Consider the following 19,450-nt stretch of genomic DNA (forward strand, 5'->3'; position numbering starts at 1 on the left):
TACTTATCTGCACAAAGTCAGACCTTGTTCTAAGAGATCTGGATCTGCTAAAAGAGATCAATGAAAATAGCAGACTTACAGTATCATGGTCAATCAATACTCTCGATGAAGAGTTTAAAGATGATATGGATGCGGCAGTAAGCATAGAAAGAAGGCTTGCTGCAATGAAAGAGGTATATGCGGCAGGCATTCGTACAATTTGCTTCATTTCACCCGTGTTCCCGGGGATTACGGATATAGAAGCAATCATAGACAGGACAAAAGATCAGTGTGACCTTGTATGGCTTGAGAATCTGAATCTTCGCGGAGGTTTTAAGGCAGATATCATGAAATACATTTCCGATAAACATCCGGATCTGGTGCCGCTGTATGACGAAATCTATAACAAAAAGAACCGCAGCTATTTTGAAGCGCTGGAAAAGAAAGCAGAAGAGCTGGCTAAAAAGTATGATTGCAGGTTTGTTGATAATGAAACTCCGTATGAGAGAGTAGAGAAAGGACATCCAACAATCGTAGATTACTTTTACCACGAAGAAGTAAGAGGAACTGCCAATAGTGGAAAGAGAAATGTAATACATAATCCTTGATGGAAGAATAAACGGAAGTTAATCGCACAACTTCAAATTTGTGCATATAGAAACACTTTTGTAAAAAGGGAGATACATTTTTATGATAGAGATCCCGTAAAAGAAGCTGATTGTCGATTATGGCAGTCAGCTTTATTTTTTGCATTGGTATGCACGCAATGACTACATTAAAATGAGGGTAGATAAATACACGCATTGACTACATTGATGGAGGCAGCCTATGAAGAAAGATATTTGCGATCGCAGATGCAAAGCATGTCGTAGAGGCTTTTTCAGATGGAAAGAAGCTCTTTTGATGGACAACAATTTATAATAATGAAAAAGCTGAGGGCTCAACCTTCAGCTTTTTCTATTTCTTTAATATATTCAAAGCCGAAAAGTTCAATCTGATCCAAGACCTTCCTGAATTTTTCGCCCATTTCGCTAAGACTATATTCAACTCTGGGAGGAACTTCGGCATATACCTTTCTGGTTATCAGTTTGTCATTTTCCAATTGTCTTAACTGTCTGGTCAGCATAGTTCTGGTGATGTCTGGAATATTCCTTTCAAGTTCGTTAAAACGTTGTGTTCCTGTACTAAGCTGAAAGAGTATAACTATGGCCCACTTACCTTGAAGGACTCTTTGAGTTGTGGCATAAGGACATTGACCGTAAATGCTTTTCATTAAAATTTTCTCCTTGTATTTCCGCAATAGTATCAAAAATGTGACTATGTATTATAAATGTTCGTACTTGTTTGAAATTGCCTAAGGGATAAAATGATGATACAACAAACAAAAACAAATATCAAATACATGGAGGAAAACAAAAATGTCAAATTTCAAAAAAGTAAACGTAACAGAGGCTCCTAGAACAGAACTTCATGATGCTCTTGGTTTAACGGGAGCAGAGATAAGTATCAATCATCTTCCTGCAGGAGCAGGTGTTCCCTTTGTACACTCACATAAAAATAATGAGGAAATCTATCTTATTCTTTCCGGAAAGGGTAAGGCTGTAATTGATGGAGAGGATGTTGAAATCGCTAAAGGTGATGTGGTTAGAATTTCACCTGAAGGAAAGAGACAGTTTCTTGCTGCGGAAGATTCAGAGTTAAGCTATGCATGTATCCAGGTCAAGGCAGGTTCAATTGGTGGATTCACTGCAGAGGATGCAGTGATGTACTGATCCTCAAAAGACACCAGCTTTTTCCATAACCATGCCGAGTCTCGCAGTGACGAGCTGTGTGATTCAGAAGGGTGTCGCAAACTGTATCCATACTTTTGCAGGAGTACAATTAAGAGCTGAGTGCAACAGGCAGATGAATGAACTTCGAATCAGATATGGAAGAGATTATGAGCAGCCGACCGCCGTTCCAATGCTCACTGAAGCGTATAATCTTCCGGCAAAGAAAGTTATTCATATAGTAGGTCCAATTGTCCAGTACAAACTTACTCCTGAATTGGAAATGGATTTGGAGAACTGCTATAGAAACACTTTGGCTATGTGTGCTGAAAATGGCCTGAAGAGCGTTGCTTTTTGCTGTATTTCGACAGGTGTATTTCATTTTCCTAACAAAAGAGCAGCTGAGATTGCCGTTAAGACTGTGTCAGAATGGCTTCGCGAAAATCCTGGTAAGGTAGAAAGAGTGATATTCAATGTTTTCAAAGATGAGGATAAAGCCATTTATGAAAAACTTATATGATGATATGACTAATGGTTATCAGGAAACTATAGAGAAAGGAATGAATGCTGTGAGATACTTTACTAGAAGCATGTCCTATGGTAAGGGTAACAAAGAAGAACAGATAAGCAGACTGAAAAAAGAAATCAAGGAAGCAGATGCCATTGTTATAGGTGCAGGTGCAGGACTATCAACATCAGCAGGATTTACTTACAGTGGCGAACGTTTTCAGAAATATTTTTTCGACTTTGAAGAGAAGTATGGATTTCATGATATGTATTCGGGCGGCTTTTATGTGATGCAGTTAGAACCTGAGATTTCATGGGCGTACTGGGCGAGAAATATTTATATCAACCGCTATATGAAAGCCCCAAAGCCTGTATATGAAATGTTGTTGGAGTTGGTTAAAGAAAAAGATTATTTCGTTATCACAACAAATGTAGATCACCAGTTTCAAAGAGCGGGTTTTGACAAGAAAAGACTGTTCTATACGCAGGGTGATTATGGTTTGTTTCAGAGCGTGAATCCTGCTATTCAGAAAACATTTGATAATGAAGAGTGGGTAATGAAAGCTATGGAAGCACAGGGCTTCATTCAGGATGAAGCCGGCGTATTTCAATTGTCAGAGGATGGGAAAATCAATATGGAAATTCCTTCTGAGATGATTCCAAAGTGCCCTGATGACGGCTCTGATATGACTACGAATTTGAGAGCGGATGATTCGTTTGTCGAGGATGAAGGATGGCATAGGGCATCAGCGGCTTATTCTGATTTTCTTAGAAGACATGAAAAACTGCATGTGCTTTTTCTGGAGCTTGGGGTAGGCAGCAATACACCAGTAATAATCAAGTATCCATTCTGGCAAATGACAATGGAAAATGAAAAAGCTACATATGCATGCTTGAATTACAAAGAGGCATACTGTCCCAAAGAGATAGAAGATAGGAGCGTATGCATTAACAGTGATATAGATGAGCTTTTGGATAAAATAGCATGATTTCAGAAAAAGAAAGAAATTATCGGTATTAAATAGAAAATGCATTTTCATGATAGAGATCCCGTTTAATTTAAACCCTTACATATCGATAAATAGAGATATAAGGATATATAGAAATGAGGAGAAATTCGTATGCATTTTTCATGTGGAATCGTCAGACCGCCTTATGAGGCTGGTTCCTGTTTTTTACAAGTAACGTCGGGGTGTTCGCATAATAAGTGCCGCTTTTGCACTTTTTACAAGGAAGCACCTTTCTCCGTATCTCCGGAGAGTGAGATACGGGAGGATCTTCAGGAGATCCGGGATTTAGGATGGAAGGTAAAGCGGATTTTTCTGCAGGGGGCAGATCCGTTCCTGCTTAGCTACGACAGGCTTAAAAGAATCATGGACTTGATTAAAGAATACCTGCCCTGGGGTGTTTCTGTCGGCGGATATGGTCGGGTTGACAGCGTAAAGAACAAGTCTGTGGAGCAGCTTAAGTCACTGAAAGAAATGGGATATGACATGATCGTATTCGGAATAGAGTCAGGTGATGATGCGGTTTTTGACAAGATGAACAAAGGATATCATGGAAGTGATATCGTGGAGCAGCTCTCCAAGATGGATGAGGCGGGAATGCATTATTCCGTCATCTTCTTATATGGGCTGGGAGGTCATGAATATGGTATGGGGCATGCCGTCAAAACAGCAGAAGTGTTGAATCATCTGTCGCCCGTCAGGGTGCTGGCTTCCGGACTCTCCATCTTCCCTGATACGCCGCTTATGGAAGAAGTGAGAAGGGGTGAGTTTGTAGAAGCTACAGAGACAGAAAAGATACAGGAACTATATACCTTTGTGAAGACGCTTGACATCCACACACTGTTGGATGCAACGAATGTCTCCAATATGATGCCGGTATATGGACATCTTCCGGATGACAAAGAGAAAATACTGGCGATGCTCAAACAGGGTGCAGACGAACAGGTAGAAGAGCGATTACGGATGCGAAGAGACAGCATGAGAAGCCTGTGACCAGGAAAGAGACAGGAAGCTAATCAGAGAGCTACTGAAATTGCTGTGGAAACAGTGAAAAACTGGCTTGATGAGACAGGTAGTGATATGAAGGTTGTGTTTAATGTATTTAAGGATATTGATTTCAATATCTATGATCAACTTATTAATAGATAAATGATTTTCCAGTCGTTATGTGTTTTTACATATCGGCTGAATTTTTTATAAAATATAGTTGACACACTGTCAACTTGATGATATGATTACTATCGAAAGCTGACACAGTGTCAGTAGAAAGGAGAACATAAAATGAAAAACGCATTACCTAGAATTGCACTTGGCGCATGGGCCTGGGGTAACGATGGAACCTTTGGCGGAAACTTAACAGCAGATTCTCTTAAGCCTATATTTGATACAGCTATGAAGGAAGGACTGAACCTTTGGGATACAGCTTATGTTTATGGTATGGGAACCTCTGAAAAGACTCTTGGAAGTTTTTTAAAAGGTCTTCCCAGAGATTCCTATATTATCTCAGATAAACTTACACCTCAGTGTGCGGATTACTCTTCCAAAACTCCGGTTGAGGATATGCTAAAAACTGAATACGAAATGCTGGGGATTGACAACATGGATATTTACTGGGTGCATAACCCGCTAGACGCACCGAAATGGATTACGGAAGTGGCAAAGTATTTTGAAGGAAGAGAAAATGTCCCGGTAATAGGCGTATCCAATCATAATCTGGCAGAAATCAAAGAGGCAGACCGTATTCTTCGTGAGCATGGTCTTAAACTAGGCGCTGTACAGAATCACTACAGCTTACTTAACAGATCTTCGGAGAATTCAGGTATTGTTGCTTACTGCAGAGAAAACGGCATTCAGTTCTGGGCATATATGGTTTTGGAACAGGGCGCTCTTTCAGGAAAATATGATACTAAAAATCCTATGCCTGCTGGTTCGGGTAGAGCAGAAACTTATAATCCGGTGCTTGATAAACTTGAAATCATGAACAAAAAACTTAAGGAAGTAGCAGATAAGTATAATGTAGCACCTGCACAGATTCCTGTAGCATGGGCGATTGCAAAAGGAGCATTACCTATTATTGGTGTCACAAAGGTCAGCCATGTTGCGGATGCAGTGAAAGCTTGCAACATAGAGCTTACTTTAGATGAAATAAAGGCACTTGAGAATACAGCGGACAGTTTGGAAATGAATCTTATCCGTATGTGGGAAAAGAAAATGGAATAATTTTTTACCTTACGATTGACTGTGTGTCAACTGAGAACTATTATAATAGTATTGATATACAGTTTAAGGAGAAAAACATGGCAGTAGAACATAAGGATACAATTGATAAAAGAAGAGAGGAAATCATGGATGCCTGTGAAAGGCTTTATGAAACAATGGGTTTTCAGAGCATTAACATAAAGGTTATCAGTACAGAGACCAGCTTTTCCAGACCTTCTATATACAATTATTTCCAGACGAAGGAAGAAATCTTTTTAGGGCTTTTGACCCGTGAATATATGAAATGGAATGACGCTCTTAAAAGCATCATTGGAAGAAATACGGACATGAATAAGGATGCCCTTGCAAGAGCAATTGCCAAGTCCATGGAAGAAAGAAAGACACTTCTGAAAATATCTGCCATGAATCTGTATGAAATAGAGGAAAACAGCAGAGCAGAGCTTCTTGTAGAATACAAAAAAGTGTTTAAGGATTCCGTAGAATTGTTTAATGAATGTTTGAAAAAGTATACGGATGTATCGAAAGAGAAACGTACACAGATAAGATACGCATTCTTTCCTTACATGTACGGAATCTATCCTTACTCATATCCTACAGATAAGCAGATATCAGCAATGGATGAGGTAAAGCTGTCTCATCTTGATATAACTATTTATGAAATGACCTATCAGTTTTTGAAGCTGGTTTTATGATCTAAGAAAGAAGGAATTGAAATGAAGAAGAATATTGGAGCAACACTTGCATTATATCCGGCACCTGTAATCGTAGTAGGAGCAATGGTAGACGGAAAGCCTAACTGGACACTTGTGGCACATGCAGGAACAGTGGCACACAGCCACCTTATGGTTTCCATGGTACAGGCACACTATACAAATAAAGGGATCCGTGAGAATAAGATCTTTTCGGTAAATGTGGTGGATGAGTCATGGCTTAAGCAGGCTGACAGAATGGGAGTTATCTCTGGAAACAAGGAAGACAAGTCTGAGGCATTTAAATATACCATCGGAGAAAACGGTGCACCACTTATTGATGATGCAAAGGTATCCATTGAGTGTGAGATGGATCACAACTATGAACTTGAGAATTTTGATAATTTCATCGGAAAGATCCTTGCTACCTATGCGGATGAGTCTGTTTTGAATGAGGCAGGCAAGATTGATTATCATGTGTTCAAACCTGTGCTCTTTGAGTTCCCAACCTATGAATATTTTGTAACAGGTGAAAAAGCAGGGGACTGTGCAAAAATGAATCAGTAAACAAATTTTTAAGTCTGCGGTTTTTCCGCAGGCTTATTTCAAAGAAGGTATTACGGATGAATATAACAGGATTTTTGATAAGGTGAGGAGCGGCAAATGAAAAACGAACTATTTGAACTGGCAAGCAGGAGAAGATCCGTTCGTCAATACGGCGATAAAAAGATTGATGAGCAAGTGATAGATGAGATCATGAAGGTGGCACTTACCGCTCCGAGCTCGTTCGGTCACAGACCGGTAGAGTTTGTGGTTGTCAGGGATAAAGAAACCATAAAGGATCTGGCGTCATGCAAAAGCTATGGAGGCAGTCAGATCATTGGTGCGGATGCGGTAATTGTTGTTTTTGTAAGCCTTGACCGCGGAGAGTTCTGGATAGAGGATGGTGCCATAGCATCAGCGTATATTTTGCTTGCAGCGGAGCAGTATGATATCGGAGCCTGTTGGGTCCAGATCAGAAATCGTATGGGAAAGAGTCAGACATCGGATATAGAGATTCGAAATCTGCTCGGTATACCTGAAGGCTATGAAGTTCTTAATCTGATAGCACTTGGCGAAAAAGGTGAGATCAAAAAAGGATATGATGAATCAGAATTTGATCACAGAAAGATTCACCAGGAGTCTTTTAAAAAGTAGAAAGCATTATCATAACGGAAAAGCTACGACCTCATCGTGGTTGGTTCTCACATATCTCCCTTATACGCATGGATACTATAAAGTAGGTGGAAGAGTAGGCGAAGCGTTCAAGGACGGAGCCAGACTGAAATCATAAAATAAGCTGCCGGGATGAATCGGTGATTTTTGCGGTTTCAGGGTTGGGGGATATGGTTTTTTTATCTTCCAGAATAATTTACTTATAGATTTTTAACAATCTGTATATTTCATGTATTATGATGCATAACGTGAATAGAAACAGAAAGGCATTGGCCATCTCCCCAACCGTAGGAACCCAAAAGGGCAACTTTTTTACCGCTACACTTTGTTTCATAATCAGCCATGAAGGGCTCAACGGTTCCTTCTTCAAGTACTTCTGCTCCCATCGCCGGACATCCAAAAGCAATCACTGATTCATTAGCTGCATCTGATGGACTAAGGGAATCAAATGTAGTTACCTCAGCTTCAGCACTGGCACTTTATCCTTGATGAGTGGGGCAATAGATCTTGCTGAATAAGGATAGGAGATGAGACAGAAAAATACTGTAGTACTATTGAAAATGGAGTTAGTGTATGCTAACATTTGAGATAACTGATAATTATTTTCATGATATTAAATATCTATTAAGAACACCCGGTTAGTGCGGGCTTTTCTTTTGAGAATGGGTTAGCTATAACTAACGAAATAATGTTTGGGTGGAAGTGATGGCATGATGAATAATGAGCAGATTGTTGAGGCATTAAAAGAGAACGGTATGAGAATAACCAGACAGAGAATGATAGTTGCAGATGTCATTGCGGATAATGACGGAGCCAGCTGTAAGGATATCTGCTGTATTGTACGAGGCAATGATTCTTCTGTGGGAGTAGCTACGGTATACCGCATGATAAATGTGCTGGAAGATATCGGAGTAATTGAGAGGATAGATATGATCAAACATAGGAGAAATGGCGATGAAGGCTGATTACAAGAATTGGATGCCGAAAGGGATGGTACTTGGGACGATTGGAATTACTGGATCGTACCTGATAAGATAGCGGATCCTCAGTAAAGTTGGAGGATAAGGGATGGACAGAAAGATAAAAGCCTATAAAAAGATATATCGAAAGGTCATTGAAAAAACTGGACTTAATAATGTCGATGACAGAGTTGAAGCATACGCTGTCCGACTTTCTAAGATGTATGCCTCTGATGATTTCAGGAAACACAATGTTTATCCATCAACAAGTACGCTTCATGTATATGCGGTAATTGCAATGTGTCTGGAACTAAAGCAATTTGGCTTTTCTGACACAGATATCATGGATTATATAAACGCTGGTTTTGAAGCAAGAAGGACATTTTTCAATGTGATAATTGCAATAATCAACGCACTTCCGAACAGTTTTGATATTGCCAGAAAGTGGAATATCGGCGACCATGAAAAACGAATGACTGATGGCAGCATAACCTATGATTATTTCAATGTCACCAGAGACAAGGTAGAATATAGAATTTCAAAGTGTATGTATGTCGAAATGTTTGAAACCTATGGGATAAGACCGCTTTGTAAAATATTCTGCAATACAGATACAAGAGCCTATTCGGGACTTACACGGCATGTAGAGTTTATCAGACATTCGGATTTATCAGATGGGACTGCATGTCATGATGAGGTGATCAGAAAATGTTAAAGAACTACATGAAGGAAGGGCAGAAACTCCCTCTCTTTGGAGTCGGGCCATATATTGTTTATGGAATTGCTATGGTCAATGTAATAGGAATTATCTTGTTTGGCTATGTGCTTAAGATAGGAATCCTGTATAAGCCATGGATACTTATTTTCCGAGTGGTTGGTACATTACTCATAATAATGGGAATCGGTGTATGGTATATAGGAGCTGTCCGGTCAGATATGGATGATTCTATAACAGAGAACAGGCTTCAGACCAATGGCATTTATTCATGGGTACGGAACCCGATGTACAGCGGCTGGTGGATTGCGCTATCTGGGATTACCCTTATGTGGCATAATGCATGGCTGCTACTTTTTCCGATAGTTGACTGGATTATTATGACAGTTGCACTTATAAAAACGGAAGAGAAGTGGCTTTTGGATTTATATGGTGAGGAGTACGCTGAGTATAAGGAAAACGTAAACAGATGCATCCCGTGGAAACCTGGCATTGGGATATATAGAACGGAGATATCCACAACTAAGTGGATGATATATGATTTGCCGGGGAATGCAGGTTGGATAATATGGATCGTTTGTACAGTGAAATGTTTGAGGCAAGAGGCGAATATGTATGCCGTACTTTCTGTCATAGTAGCAATTTTCATGATGATTGGCGTGTTGGAACTAATTAGTGAGAGGGCGGCAGGGCTTAACCGCATCCTTACAGCGACAAGGCTGCACAGGGGCTTTGGAGCATTGTCGCTGGGCGGGCTGATTGGAATCCCTGTTTCAATATATGGAATTATTTCAAAGACTGACCGGGGATTGCCGCTGTGGATGCTGACAGGAGCAGTGCTGTGTGCCCTGTTTGCCGGGCTCATACTCATAACGTTTAAGAGGGAAAAATAAGATGAGAATACTCGTTTATGGAGCAGGAGTGTTGGGTGGAAATCTGGCAAGCAGTCTGTACAGACAGGGAAAAGATGTCACACTTCTTGCACGTGGAAAATGGTATGAAGAGATAAAAAGAAATGGGCTTAGTATTCATCATTATTTCGGCAGAAAGACCAATGTGAAGATACCTGTGATTAATGGGTTGAGATCGGATGATAGATACGACGTTATATTCGTGGTGGTCAGATATACCCAGATAGATAGTGTTGTTCAACCTCTTAAAGATAATGCTTCCAGGAACATTGTATTTGTCGGCAACAATCTTAAGACAGACGAGCTTACATCCGCACTATCAGAAAAAACTGTGCTGTTTGCATTTGCAATGTCTGCAGGGCATAGGGAAAAAGACTATATCAGATCAGTGTCACTGAACAAGATAACAGTTGGAAATACTAAGGGGACTTCCTCGCAGGAGAATTTTATAAGAAATGTATTCTCCGGAACAAACTTCAAAGTAGTCTATGAATCAAATATGACAGACTGGCTCATATGCCATGCAGCATCAGTAATACCAATAGCTTTTGCCTGTTATTATGCAAATGGTGATATAAAAAAGCTTAGGCGCGACAAAGTCTATGTCAACAGGATCATGGACGCAATTATTGCGGCTTATACAGTACTGGAAGACAATGGGCATGAAATTATGCCTGATTCTGACAAAGACTTTAGGAATCCAAAGTTCAAAAAGAAATACCTTCCGTTCTATCAATTCATTTTCGCAACGAAGCTTGGAAAACTCTGCACTTCAGACCATGCGATGAATGCAGTCGATGAGATGAGTGCGCTCAACAGGGATTTCAAGGCATACATCGGGCAATACGGCGATATTCCAAAGCAGTGGACAGACCTTGAGAGGGATACTAAAGGATATCTGGTGTAAATATGGAGGCCGGACGGGGAAATCCATGGATGCTATGCCTATGAGGCAAAGGATGCATATAGTTATGCCAAGAAGCTGAAGCTATATGACATTGCACCCGTCGCAGATCAGATTACGCAGGATATGCTGATTTTTGGGGCCAGTGGAGACCATTTCATTGATTACCACCTTATCGGAAAAGAGATCAACATGCTAAGGAATGTCAGAAGCCTTACATTTCGCCTGTTTACTGACAAGGAAGAAGCGGAAAATCATTGTAATGTTGGCAATGGAAAGCTGGCTATAGATGAGATACTAAGCTGGATTACACGTATTGGGAGCAGGGAATGATTGTTACAGCTGTTGCCGTGGGAACCAGAGGGGATGTAAATCCTCTGGCAGAGCTTGGCGAAGAAATGATAAAAAGGGGACATGAGTTCCGGATATTGACATCGGAGGCTTTCCGTCTGCTCATAGAAAGTAAAGGTGTGACCTTCTTAAGGCTTGATACTGATGCAGATCACGTCATGAAATATCTGGTTACAGATTATGGGACGAGCCTTGATTTTGTAAATGGTCTGTTTAAGCTTAAGAAGGAAAATCCGAGGTTCATGGAGCAGACTTTTGATGCCATAAAAGGGTCTGACCTTGTCATGTATGGTACGTGCTCAGCTTTTGCAAGGCATGTGGCTGAGTATCTTGGAATCAGATGTGCCAGATACTTTTACAGTCCAATGGATCCGACGAGCCAGTACTCGCTTTATACTGATGAGTTTAATTCTGATAAAGTGCTGAAAAGCTATGATGGTCTCCCAAATGGAATGAGCCTCATGACAATGGTAGCTCTTAATAAATGGAGAAAGAGTGCAGGACTCCCAAAGTGGAAGATAAGCAGCAGATATACTGAACTTAATGGAAGAAAAGTACTTACTTTTTATCCGACAAGTCCACTCCTTATGCCTGCGGATCCTTCATGGGGAGACCATATACATGTGACAGGATACTGGTATCACCCGGAAGAGAGTATAAAAGATTATGAAGAACCCAAGGAACTGACGGATTTTTTGATGGCGGGTGGAAAACCCATATTTGTGGCTTTTGGAAAGGCTGAGTCCCCTGAACTTGCAAGGTTGCAGCTGCTTACATTAGAAGCTTTGAAAAAGACTGGGATTCGTGCTATCGTGCAGGCGTTTCAGATACCTGAAAAAGACAGGATAAATACAGATAAGCTGTATTTTATAGATAACGTGCCATATGCTTACATCTTCGAAAAGGTGAGGGCAGTGGTGCATCATGGCGGAAACACTACAAATGGGCTGGGACTTAGGGCAGGTCTTCCTACGCTGGTGATAGCACTGGCTCTTGATCAGCATTTCTATGGCAGGGTGGATCACAAGCTTGGATGTGGACCAAAACCTTTATACATCAGAAAGAAGTTATGTACAGCCACAGAAATCGCAGATTCTCTTAGAGACCTGGTCAGTGGAAGGTACGATGTTACGGCGCAGACAATTTCTGAGCTGATAATGAAAGAAAATGGCATAGAAGAGGCTGTTAAAGCAATAGAGGATTATATTTCTGAGGGGTAAATGAGTATGCTTTTAACTGTTTTTCTTACAATAGTGTTTTGCGCAGCCATCACGCTGATGATGTTTTCTGCGGTGGCATTTATACAGAATGAAAAGTTCTTTTATTCAGCGCCAAAGGAAGCACAGGCGGTGCTTCGTCATAGAGACAAGGAGCTATTCTATGGGGCGAGGATAATTGGATGGACACTTATGATATTCAGCCTTCTGATGATACTTGGTGTCGGAGTGATTTCAATCTGGGATGGCTTCAGGAGTGGGTTCACGTTTTGGCAGTTCTTCTTCAGATTTGTTTTTATATTCACCGTATACAAGATTTACGATATGGTCTGTTTTGATTACTTCCTGCTTATGAGGTTCCACTTCTTCCAATACTACTATCCGGAAGTGAAGGAAGTATGTGCGAACAGGAAGTATGGATATAACATCAAGAGTCAGCTGCTGAAGCTTCTTGTGATATTCCCGTCAGCGTCAGCTATTGTGGCCTGGATATGTACATTGTTTTAAGAAACGTGGAGGAGGCAGATATGTCTGACAGGAAAACTGAGATAAAGAGTGCGTATAAGAGTCTGGGAAAGGCTCACGGCTTTTATGATGGGATGATGACCTGCAGTACCTTTATGGGCAGGTTAGTCACAAAACTTGTGTGGAACATGGACAGAGAGGATGCGCTGGAATATCAGGCGAGAGCTTTTGAGATGATACCTGCAGACTTTTCAGGGAAACTACTTGAGGTTCCGGTGGGCACCGGTGTCCTTTCAATGCCGGTTTGGAAAACGCTTCCGAACGCAGACATTACATGCCTTGATTATTCGGAAAACATGATGGCATCTGCATCTCAAAGAGCAGATGAAATGCGGATAAAGAACATAGTATTTAAGCAGGGGGATGTGGGAAATCTTCCTTTTGAAGACAGTACATTTGATGCGGTTGTTTCGCTGAATGGTTTTCACGCATTCCCGGATAAAGAAGCTGCTTATAAGGAGACATTCAGAGTTCTCAAACCAGGTGGCATTTTTACCGGATGCTTTTATGTAGAAGGCGCCAACACACATACTGATAAGATGATAGACAGGTTTTACATAAAAAGCGGATTCTTCACAAGACCGTTCGAAACAGTAGAGTCCCTGGAGAAGCGACTCAAGGGACTGTACATTGAAGTCAATGTTACAAATGTTGAGAGCATTGCGGTATTCCAGTGCAGAAAGAAGGAGCTATGAGCATTAAATATGAGATCCTTAAGCGGGTAGTGAAAGCCGCGGGTTTAAAGAAGATGTGGGATGGAAAAACTGCTGAGGAGATTGTTGCAGCAAAGAAAAAGGAAAATGCAAAGAACCAGATTCCTGAGCTTAAAGATCCTGAGTTTGATATAGACCGGATCAAGGTGATGGGATTTACGGTGATCAGGATGAAGCATAAAGCTAAGGCATCTCACGCTAATCTCTTTATCATCGGTGGCGGAATGGTAATGGCACCAAGACCTGACGCTGTCAAGAAAGCACTCCGTTTTGCCAAGGAAACAGGAGTGGATGTGTACGTGCCTTACTATCCCCTTTGCACGGATTATCCCCTTACCAAAGCATATGCAATGATCCATGAGACATATAAAGAGATGCTAAAGGACTATGACGCTGGGAACATCTCGGTTCTAGGTACATCATCAGGCGGTAATCTTGCGCTGGGAATGGTTCCATACATCAATGACGGGCATGATGATACACCGATGCCTGGCTATATTCTTGCCATTTCACCCGGAACCTGCGTTGAAACAGATGAAGAGTGGGAGCGGATGCTGAAGCTTAATAAAAAAGATGTGGCAATTCCGGCAAGCTATATGAGAACCGCTGTGGATATCATGAGACATGGCGATTTGTCAGTTCCTGAATACATGATATGGCTTCAAAAGGCCGATTTTACCAATTGTCCGCAAGTGACTTTTGTTTATGGCTCCGAAGAAACGTTGTATGCCTGCGCTCCATCTTTCGAAAAAGTCATGCAAAAATATGGAGTGGATTATGAGATGATCGTAGGCGAAGGCATGTTCCACTGCTATCCGGCATTCCCAATAGTGAAAGAGGCCAAGGAAGGCTGGGATAAGATGGTGGATTTAATCAGAAATACTACAAAACAGGGGAGTATAAAAAATGCAATTTGAAGAAATTGGGAATATGTCAGGAAAGACGCTTATGCTGCTTCCCGGGACATGCTGTGACTGGCAGACAAACTTTGGAACAGTAATTGATAGGTTATCAGAGAAATATCATCTTATATGCGTGAACTATGATGGTTTTGATGGAAGTGATGGTATCTTTCCTGATATGATTACGGTAACAGAAAAAATCGAGAAATATATCTGTGAGAAGCATAATGGCAGGCTTGATGGAGCTATTGGATCTTCTCTTGGTTCAAGTTTTGTGGGTCAGCTTGTTATGAGAAAGAACGTGCATATAGATCATGCTATCTTTGGCAGTCCTGACCTTGATCAGAGCGGGCCGGTATCAGCAAAACTCCAGTCAATGCTTGTTGTGCCTCTTTTAACAAGCTTTACAGGCAGTGAAAATAAACGGAATAAATCCAAAGAAAAGCTGAAAAAAATCTTTGAAATGGATGATGAAAATGCTGAGAAATTCATGAACTGTTTTTCCAAGTTTAATCCCCAGTCCATAAAGAATGAGTATTACACAGACCTCCTAACCCATCTTAGGGATGATATCAATGTTGAACATACAAGAGCTCATTTTATCTATGCCAACAAAATGGGTGAGAAGTATCTTGAACGCTATAAGAAGTACTTCCATGATCCTGACATCAGAGAGTTCAACATGCAGCATGAGCAGTGGCTGTTCGGCGGGAAAGAATACGCAGAACCTGTGCTGAAAGCTATAGATGAATTTATGGTAATGACAGTTTGAGGGTAATATGGGGGTGACTACCGAAGATCTAAGGCCTTACATCCCCAAAAAGACGAAGATTGTGAAGGGGCTGATTACGATTGTAGGCAATCCTATTATTGCAGCTGTACTGGCAGGGATTATGATGGTCGTATTATGAGGGAGGGAAGCAGGTAACATGGTTTGGTATGTATTGGTAATTGAAGCGATAGTATTTGCAGTATTATTTACAACAATTCTTTTTGTGTCTTTTCATGGGGAAAAAATGTACAGTCCGGCATGTATCCATAATTACCCGCCTGATATTCAGGAAGAATACTTCAAAACACATGAAAGAGTGGATGTTTCATATAAATCAAAAAAGGTAGTACTTGCGAAGGCCTGTGGAATAATCATGTTTACAGTTATTCTTACCATATGCGCGAAGTTTGCCGGGGCAGTTACATTTTGGCAGGGATTCGCGATCGCTTTTGGACTCATGGTATGGATTGGAGCCTATGACACACTCTTTCTGGACTGGGTGCTATTTGCAAATATGAAAATGTTCAGGCTGGAAGGAACAGAGCACATGGACAAGGCTTACCATCAGAAGTGGTTTCATTTAAAAGGTGCTATATTCCCGGGGCTGTTGTTTGCACTGATTCCTGCAGCTCTTGTAGGACTGTTCATAAGTTTGATGGGTTGAATAAGAAAAGAGCTTTGTGGTGTTTTTGTTTTGAAAGGGAAATGAGATGTATATCAACGAGTATGGAAATCCTAATAATCCAAAGCTCATATTGCTGGCGCCAATGATGATATCCGGTGCAAATCTGTATGATTTGATGAGTCCGTATCTTAAGGGAGATTACTTTATCATCGCTCCCGATCAGGGAGGCCATGGTAAAGCCGGGGCATATATCAGCGCTGATGATGAATACAGACAGCTTAAATCGTATCTGACTGATAAAGACTATAAGAATATCAAGCTTGTATACGGAGCTTCACTTGGCGTAGCAGTTGCATGGCGGCTATTCTGGGATTCCGATTTTAATTTAGAACGTGCCTGGTTTGACGGTGTTGCACTCAATAAGAGTTCTAAGATGGCAGAAGTGCTTGTGTGTAATCTGTTCAGAAAGAGAAAGAAACAGCTGGATAAGACTCATGTGGAAGCATCAAAATCCCTAGTGGATTGGTATGGCTATGACTTCGCAAAGATGATGACTAAGAACTTTGAAAGAATCACGCTGAGTGATATCGATGCAATATGCCATGCATGCTGTACCTACGATATGAAGCCACTGTCAAAAGAACAACAGGCCAAACTCCATCTTGAATATGGCGAAAAGGATTTTGACCTCAAACTTTCTAGAAAATCTTTTGCCAAGTACTTGCCAGATGTGAAGGTGGTTATTAGAAAAGGGTATCCGCATTGTGGATACATGGCTGCGCATACCAGAGAGTATGTTGAAGAAATAGAGGAATTTGTAAATGTTTAAAAAGACAAAGAATATAAGGGGACTTATTTGTGGAATCATCGGATGCCTATGCTATATATCAAGGATGAAAAGCATAAAAGGATTTATCATTACCTGAATGCCTTTGGGCTTACACCTTCCCGCTTAAGGGATTAGCTACACTGATAGGTACCTGAAGCTGTTTTCAATAATGCTTATGAAATACCTGAAGGAGCAGTATGTCTTGATTATCCCCTTACTAAAGCATATGCAATGCTCCATGAGACCTATAAGGAGATGCTGAATGGCTGTTTTTATAAATAAGAGCACACAGATTAATTTTAAGCTTCCGGCAACTGACTGCGGGAATGAAGGAAAAATGAAATGGATTGTATATGATGATCTTTTTCACGCCGGCTATATAGATATATGGTCAAGGAATTTACCGGAAACTATTTTCAGGTCAACCTCATTTAAAAATCAGGATACGGTACCAGTCAAGATAAATTACTGCTATCGTGGTCGATGCGAGGTACTGCTCAACTCGGGGGTGACTACCTTTGTTGTGGGTGATGAACTGGCAATTGATTATGGCACTTCCCAGAACAACGAGGAAGCATTCTTTTACCCAACGGCAGAATACGAGGGGATAGAACTGATTCTGTATCCTTCTGAGGAACTTGACAAGATCCTTTCATTTAATGGCAAAGAAAATATTATAAATGAAATAACACAAAAGTGTACTGATAGAAGCATTCCATTCATAACCGTGGCAGAAGAGCGTATCAGAAGATGTGTGGAAGATCTTAAGGATGATATTCTGGTGCAGACTGACAGTAATCTTTTGCTTATGGATATCATAAAACTTTTGTATCTCATCAACGGTATGTCTTTTAAGTCTGACAAAAGAAGAACCTTTTGCACCTCTTCACAGGTGGATATTGCTAAAGAAGCCCTGGGGATTATATCAGCTGATTTATCAAAACGTCATTCAGCAGCCGAGCTGGCTGCTTCTTTTGGTATAAGTGAATCCTCGCTTAAGAATTATTTTCGTGCAGTATTTGGAAAAGGGTACAGTGAGATTATAAGCGAAATAAGGATGAGAAAAGCAGCTGAGCTTATCAGGGAAAACAAAGAAAACCTTGGTAAAATCGCAGAAACTGTAGGTTACCAGAACCAGTCGAGATTTTCAGAAGCATTCCTTAAGTATCACAAAGTTCTCCCAATGGAATATAAAAGAAGAAGTCGATGCTAAAAAGGCTAAAAATGCTATTTTGCTGTAGAAATATAGGAGGCAAATAACTAAAATCATATAGTGTGTTAGCGGAAGCTAACAATCGCTATAATGCCAGTGTGGCGGAAGGAGAAAAATATGGATGGGATAATGACTCAGAAAAAAAATAATGAAAAGCTTGGAGGAAAAGACCTGATAAATATCGGAATTTATGCAGCTATCTATCTTGTGATAATGACTGCAATCTCTATGTTGGGATTCATTCCGATCATGATGCCGATGTTATCTGTTCTATGCCCTCTGATTGGTGGTATTACCATGATGCTATTTTTTACAAAGGTTAAAAAGTTCGGGATGATCACAATTATTACTATTATAATTGGAGCATTTTTGTGGGTTACAGGAATGGGCTTCTGGCCGTTTATTTTTGGAATTATATGCGGAATTGTTGCGGATCTTGTTGCAAAGAGCGGAGATTATTCAAGTAAAAAGAAGACAGTCTTAAGTTATGGAATTATGTGTATAACAATCTTTGGGTGTTTCCTGCCATTATATCTTGACATAAACGGATATTTTTCAACAAGAACATCCTTTGGAAGCGACTATGTTGAGGCTATGACAAGGATATTCAGACCATGGACAGCACCTATAATCCTGGCATGTTCATTTGTCTTCGGGGTTCTCGGAGCACTCCTTGGAATGCATTTCCTTAAAAAGCATTTTGAGAAAGCCGGTATCGTCTGATGGAAAGTGCGGTATATAACCCGGGAAAACTTGATCGTGGACTTATCATGGATCCCAGAACAAAGCTGGCATTACTCATCACGGTAACAACCTTTGCATTGGGCGGTGCCGGAGGTAGAAGATGCGGAATGCTTGTACCTGTACTTTGCATGGTGCCTTTTCTCCTGCTTCTAACTGCAAAGAGATTCAAAACAGCGATTATTGGAATAGTGCTGTTTTGGGGATCGAGTATGCTTCTGGCCTTTGCTAATGCGCATGATTTGAGAGGGCTTATTTACTATATTATCCTCGGCTCATGCGGAGTGCTTGGAAGGTTCCTTCCCTGCATAATGATGGGGAGGTATCTGATGGAGTCTACAACTGTAAGCGAATTTACAGCAGCAATGAAAAAGCTCCATGTAAGCGATAATTTCATCATTCCGTTATCTGTTATGTTCCGTTTTTTTCCTACAGTTGTAGATGAGGCTGATTCAATTAGCTGCGCGATGAAAATGAGAGGAATAAACATTGGGGGGGAGACATGCTTCCAAGATTATAGAGTACAGGATGGTTCCTCTTATGACCTGCTGTGTAAATATCGGAGAGGAACTATCAGCAGCGGCTCTTACAAGAGGTCTTGGCGGCGAGGTGAAAAGAACTAATATCTGCAGGATAGGTTTTCATCTGCAGGATTACGCTGCATTGTTATTGTGCCTGGTCCCGTGG

The 19,450-nt window shown here is 40.8% G+C and carries 27 protein-coding genes; 25 read left to right on the forward strand and 2 right to left on the reverse strand.

The window, feature by feature from the left end; translation table 11 throughout:
* Window positions 1–587: radical SAM protein (locus BMX21_RS12740; protein WP_092044941.1), on the forward strand; the 587-nt coding region annotated here is incomplete at its 5' end.
* Between the two features lie 332 nt (window positions 588–919).
* Here the strand turns inward: BMX21_RS12740 and BMX21_RS12745 are convergent.
* Window positions 920–1,252 carry a winged helix-turn-helix transcriptional regulator gene (locus BMX21_RS12745; RefSeq protein ID WP_092044944.1) on the reverse strand — a complete coding sequence of 111 codons (333 nt, stop codon included), beginning with the start codon at window positions 1,250–1,252 and terminating at the stop codon, window positions 920–922.
* A gap of 145 nt (window positions 1,253–1,397) precedes the next feature.
* Between BMX21_RS12745 and BMX21_RS12750 the strand changes: the two genes are divergently transcribed.
* The 8 genes from BMX21_RS12750 to BMX21_RS12785 all read left to right on the forward strand — a co-directional run bounded on the left by BMX21_RS12750 (window position 1,398) and on the right by BMX21_RS12785 (window position 7,368).
* Complete coding sequence (locus tag BMX21_RS12750; protein WP_013282514.1) at window positions 1,398–1,751, forward strand: cupin domain-containing protein; 354 nt, start codon at window positions 1,398–1,400, stop codon at window positions 1,749–1,751.
* 31 nt (window positions 1,752–1,782) lie between these two features.
* Window positions 1,783–2,268: a macro domain-containing protein gene (locus tag BMX21_RS12755; protein WP_334292640.1), complete on the forward strand. Its 486-nt coding sequence runs from the start codon at window positions 1,783–1,785 to the stop codon at window positions 2,266–2,268.
* A complete protein-coding gene (locus BMX21_RS12760; RefSeq protein ID WP_092044947.1) occupies window positions 2,252–3,244 on the forward strand; it encodes an SIR2 family NAD-dependent protein deacylase in 993 nt (330 codons plus the stop codon). The genes BMX21_RS12755 and BMX21_RS12760 overlap by 17 nt, the downstream gene beginning before the upstream one ends.
* Before the next feature lie 132 nt (window positions 3,245–3,376).
* Window positions 3,377–4,255 carry a radical SAM protein gene (locus BMX21_RS12765; RefSeq protein ID WP_092044950.1) on the forward strand — a complete coding sequence of 293 codons (879 nt, stop codon included), beginning with the start codon at window positions 3,377–3,379 and terminating at the stop codon, window positions 4,253–4,255.
* Between the two features lie 288 nt (window positions 4,256–4,543).
* A complete protein-coding gene (locus tag BMX21_RS12770; protein ID WP_092044952.1) occupies window positions 4,544–5,482 on the forward strand; it encodes an aldo/keto reductase in 939 nt (312 codons plus the stop codon).
* Window positions 5,483–5,559: 77 nt separating this feature from the next.
* The gene (locus BMX21_RS12775; protein WP_092044955.1) at window positions 5,560–6,174 is read left to right on the forward strand and encodes a TetR/AcrR family transcriptional regulator; all 615 of its coding nucleotides are present in this window, start codon (window positions 5,560–5,562) and stop codon (window positions 6,172–6,174) included.
* Between the two features lie 21 nt (window positions 6,175–6,195).
* Window positions 6,196–6,738: a flavin reductase family protein gene (locus tag BMX21_RS12780; RefSeq protein WP_092044958.1), complete on the forward strand. Its 543-nt coding sequence runs from the start codon at window positions 6,196–6,198 to the stop codon at window positions 6,736–6,738.
* Window positions 6,739–6,834: 96 nt separating this feature from the next.
* Window positions 6,835–7,368 (forward strand): nitroreductase family protein, encoded by a 534-nt coding sequence (locus BMX21_RS12785; RefSeq protein ID WP_092044961.1) that lies wholly within the window; start codon window positions 6,835–6,837, stop codon window positions 7,366–7,368.
* A gap of 245 nt (window positions 7,369–7,613) precedes the next feature.
* On the opposite strand, the gene BMX21_RS12790 is transcribed toward BMX21_RS12785, so the two are convergent.
* A complete protein-coding gene (locus BMX21_RS12790; protein WP_177174033.1) occupies window positions 7,614–7,772 on the reverse strand; it encodes an NADPH-dependent FMN reductase family protein in 159 nt (52 codons plus the stop codon).
* 324 nt (window positions 7,773–8,096) lie between these two features.
* Here BMX21_RS12790 and BMX21_RS12795 point away from each other — a divergent pair, with 324 nt between their 5' ends.
* From BMX21_RS12795 to BMX21_RS12860, 16 genes are all read left to right on the forward strand, one after another.
* Window positions 8,097–8,351 carry a Fur family transcriptional regulator gene (locus BMX21_RS12795; protein ID WP_092044964.1) on the forward strand — a complete coding sequence of 85 codons (255 nt, stop codon included), beginning with the start codon at window positions 8,097–8,099 and terminating at the stop codon, window positions 8,349–8,351.
* A 103-nt stretch (window positions 8,352–8,454) separates the two neighbouring features.
* The gene (locus tag BMX21_RS12800) at window positions 8,455–9,060 is read left to right on the forward strand and encodes an L-2-amino-thiazoline-4-carboxylic acid hydrolase (protein WP_092044967.1); all 606 of its coding nucleotides are present in this window, start codon (window positions 8,455–8,457) and stop codon (window positions 9,058–9,060) included.
* A complete protein-coding gene (locus BMX21_RS12805) occupies window positions 9,054–9,953 on the forward strand; it encodes a methyltransferase family protein (protein ID WP_207647644.1) in 900 nt (299 codons plus the stop codon). Before BMX21_RS12800 ends, BMX21_RS12805 begins: the two co-directional genes overlap by 7 nt.
* Before the next feature lies 1 nt (window position 9,954).
* Window positions 9,955–10,878: a ketopantoate reductase family protein gene (locus BMX21_RS12810; protein ID WP_092044970.1), complete on the forward strand. Its 924-nt coding sequence runs from the start codon at window positions 9,955–9,957 to the stop codon at window positions 10,876–10,878.
* A gap of 123 nt (window positions 10,879–11,001) precedes the next feature.
* Entirely contained in the window at window positions 11,002–11,208 is a 207-nt protein-coding gene (locus tag BMX21_RS19070; RefSeq protein WP_143057260.1) for a hypothetical protein, read from the forward strand.
* Complete coding sequence (locus BMX21_RS12815; RefSeq protein WP_092044972.1) at window positions 11,205–12,446, forward strand: glycosyltransferase; 1,242 nt, start codon at window positions 11,205–11,207, stop codon at window positions 12,444–12,446. The genes BMX21_RS19070 and BMX21_RS12815 overlap by 4 nt, the downstream gene beginning before the upstream one ends.
* Before the next feature lie 6 nt (window positions 12,447–12,452).
* A complete protein-coding gene (locus tag BMX21_RS12820; protein ID WP_092045108.1) occupies window positions 12,453–12,950 on the forward strand; it encodes a hypothetical protein in 498 nt (165 codons plus the stop codon).
* Between the two features lie 20 nt (window positions 12,951–12,970).
* Window positions 12,971–13,663, forward strand: coding sequence for a class I SAM-dependent methyltransferase (locus tag BMX21_RS12825; RefSeq protein ID WP_022753571.1), 693 nt, complete (start codon window positions 12,971–12,973; stop codon window positions 13,661–13,663).
* Window positions 13,660–14,598, forward strand: a complete 939-nt coding sequence (locus BMX21_RS12830) for an alpha/beta hydrolase (RefSeq protein WP_051142158.1) — start codon at window positions 13,660–13,662, stop codon at window positions 14,596–14,598. The genes BMX21_RS12825 and BMX21_RS12830 overlap by 4 nt, the downstream gene beginning before the upstream one ends.
* Window positions 14,588–15,355, forward strand: a complete 768-nt coding sequence (locus tag BMX21_RS12835; RefSeq protein WP_242952921.1) for an alpha/beta fold hydrolase — start codon at window positions 14,588–14,590, stop codon at window positions 15,353–15,355. The genes BMX21_RS12830 and BMX21_RS12835 overlap by 11 nt, the downstream gene beginning before the upstream one ends.
* A 7-nt stretch (window positions 15,356–15,362) precedes the next feature.
* On the forward strand, window positions 15,363–15,494 hold the full coding sequence (locus BMX21_RS19870; protein ID WP_278246674.1) for a hypothetical protein: 132 nt from the start codon (window positions 15,363–15,365) through the stop codon (window positions 15,492–15,494).
* Window positions 15,495–15,512: 18 nt separating this feature from the next.
* Window positions 15,513–16,019 (forward strand): hypothetical protein, encoded by a 507-nt coding sequence (locus tag BMX21_RS12840; RefSeq protein WP_027205697.1) that lies wholly within the window; start codon window positions 15,513–15,515, stop codon window positions 16,017–16,019.
* A 46-nt stretch (window positions 16,020–16,065) separates the two neighbouring features.
* Complete coding sequence (locus BMX21_RS19550; RefSeq protein ID WP_207637965.1) at window positions 16,066–16,809, forward strand: alpha/beta fold hydrolase; 744 nt, start codon at window positions 16,066–16,068, stop codon at window positions 16,807–16,809.
* Between the two features lie 262 nt (window positions 16,810–17,071).
* A complete protein-coding gene (locus tag BMX21_RS12850) occupies window positions 17,072–18,022 on the forward strand; it encodes a helix-turn-helix domain-containing protein (protein WP_092044975.1) in 951 nt (316 codons plus the stop codon).
* Window positions 18,023–18,139: 117 nt separating this feature from the next.
* Window positions 18,140–18,745, forward strand: coding sequence for an MptD family putative ECF transporter S component (locus BMX21_RS12855; protein WP_022753563.1), 606 nt, complete (start codon window positions 18,140–18,142; stop codon window positions 18,743–18,745).
* Window positions 18,745–19,386 carry an energy-coupling factor transporter transmembrane component T gene (locus BMX21_RS12860; protein ID WP_242952922.1) on the forward strand — a complete coding sequence of 214 codons (642 nt, stop codon included), beginning with the start codon at window positions 18,745–18,747 and terminating at the stop codon, window positions 19,384–19,386. Before BMX21_RS12855 ends, BMX21_RS12860 begins: the two co-directional genes overlap by 1 nt.
* Window positions 19,387–19,450: the final 64 nt, after the last annotated feature.

Source organism: Butyrivibrio sp. TB (genome assembly GCF_900110805.1).
GTDB lineage: Bacteria > Bacillota > Clostridia > Lachnospirales > Lachnospiraceae > Butyrivibrio > Butyrivibrio fibrisolvens_C.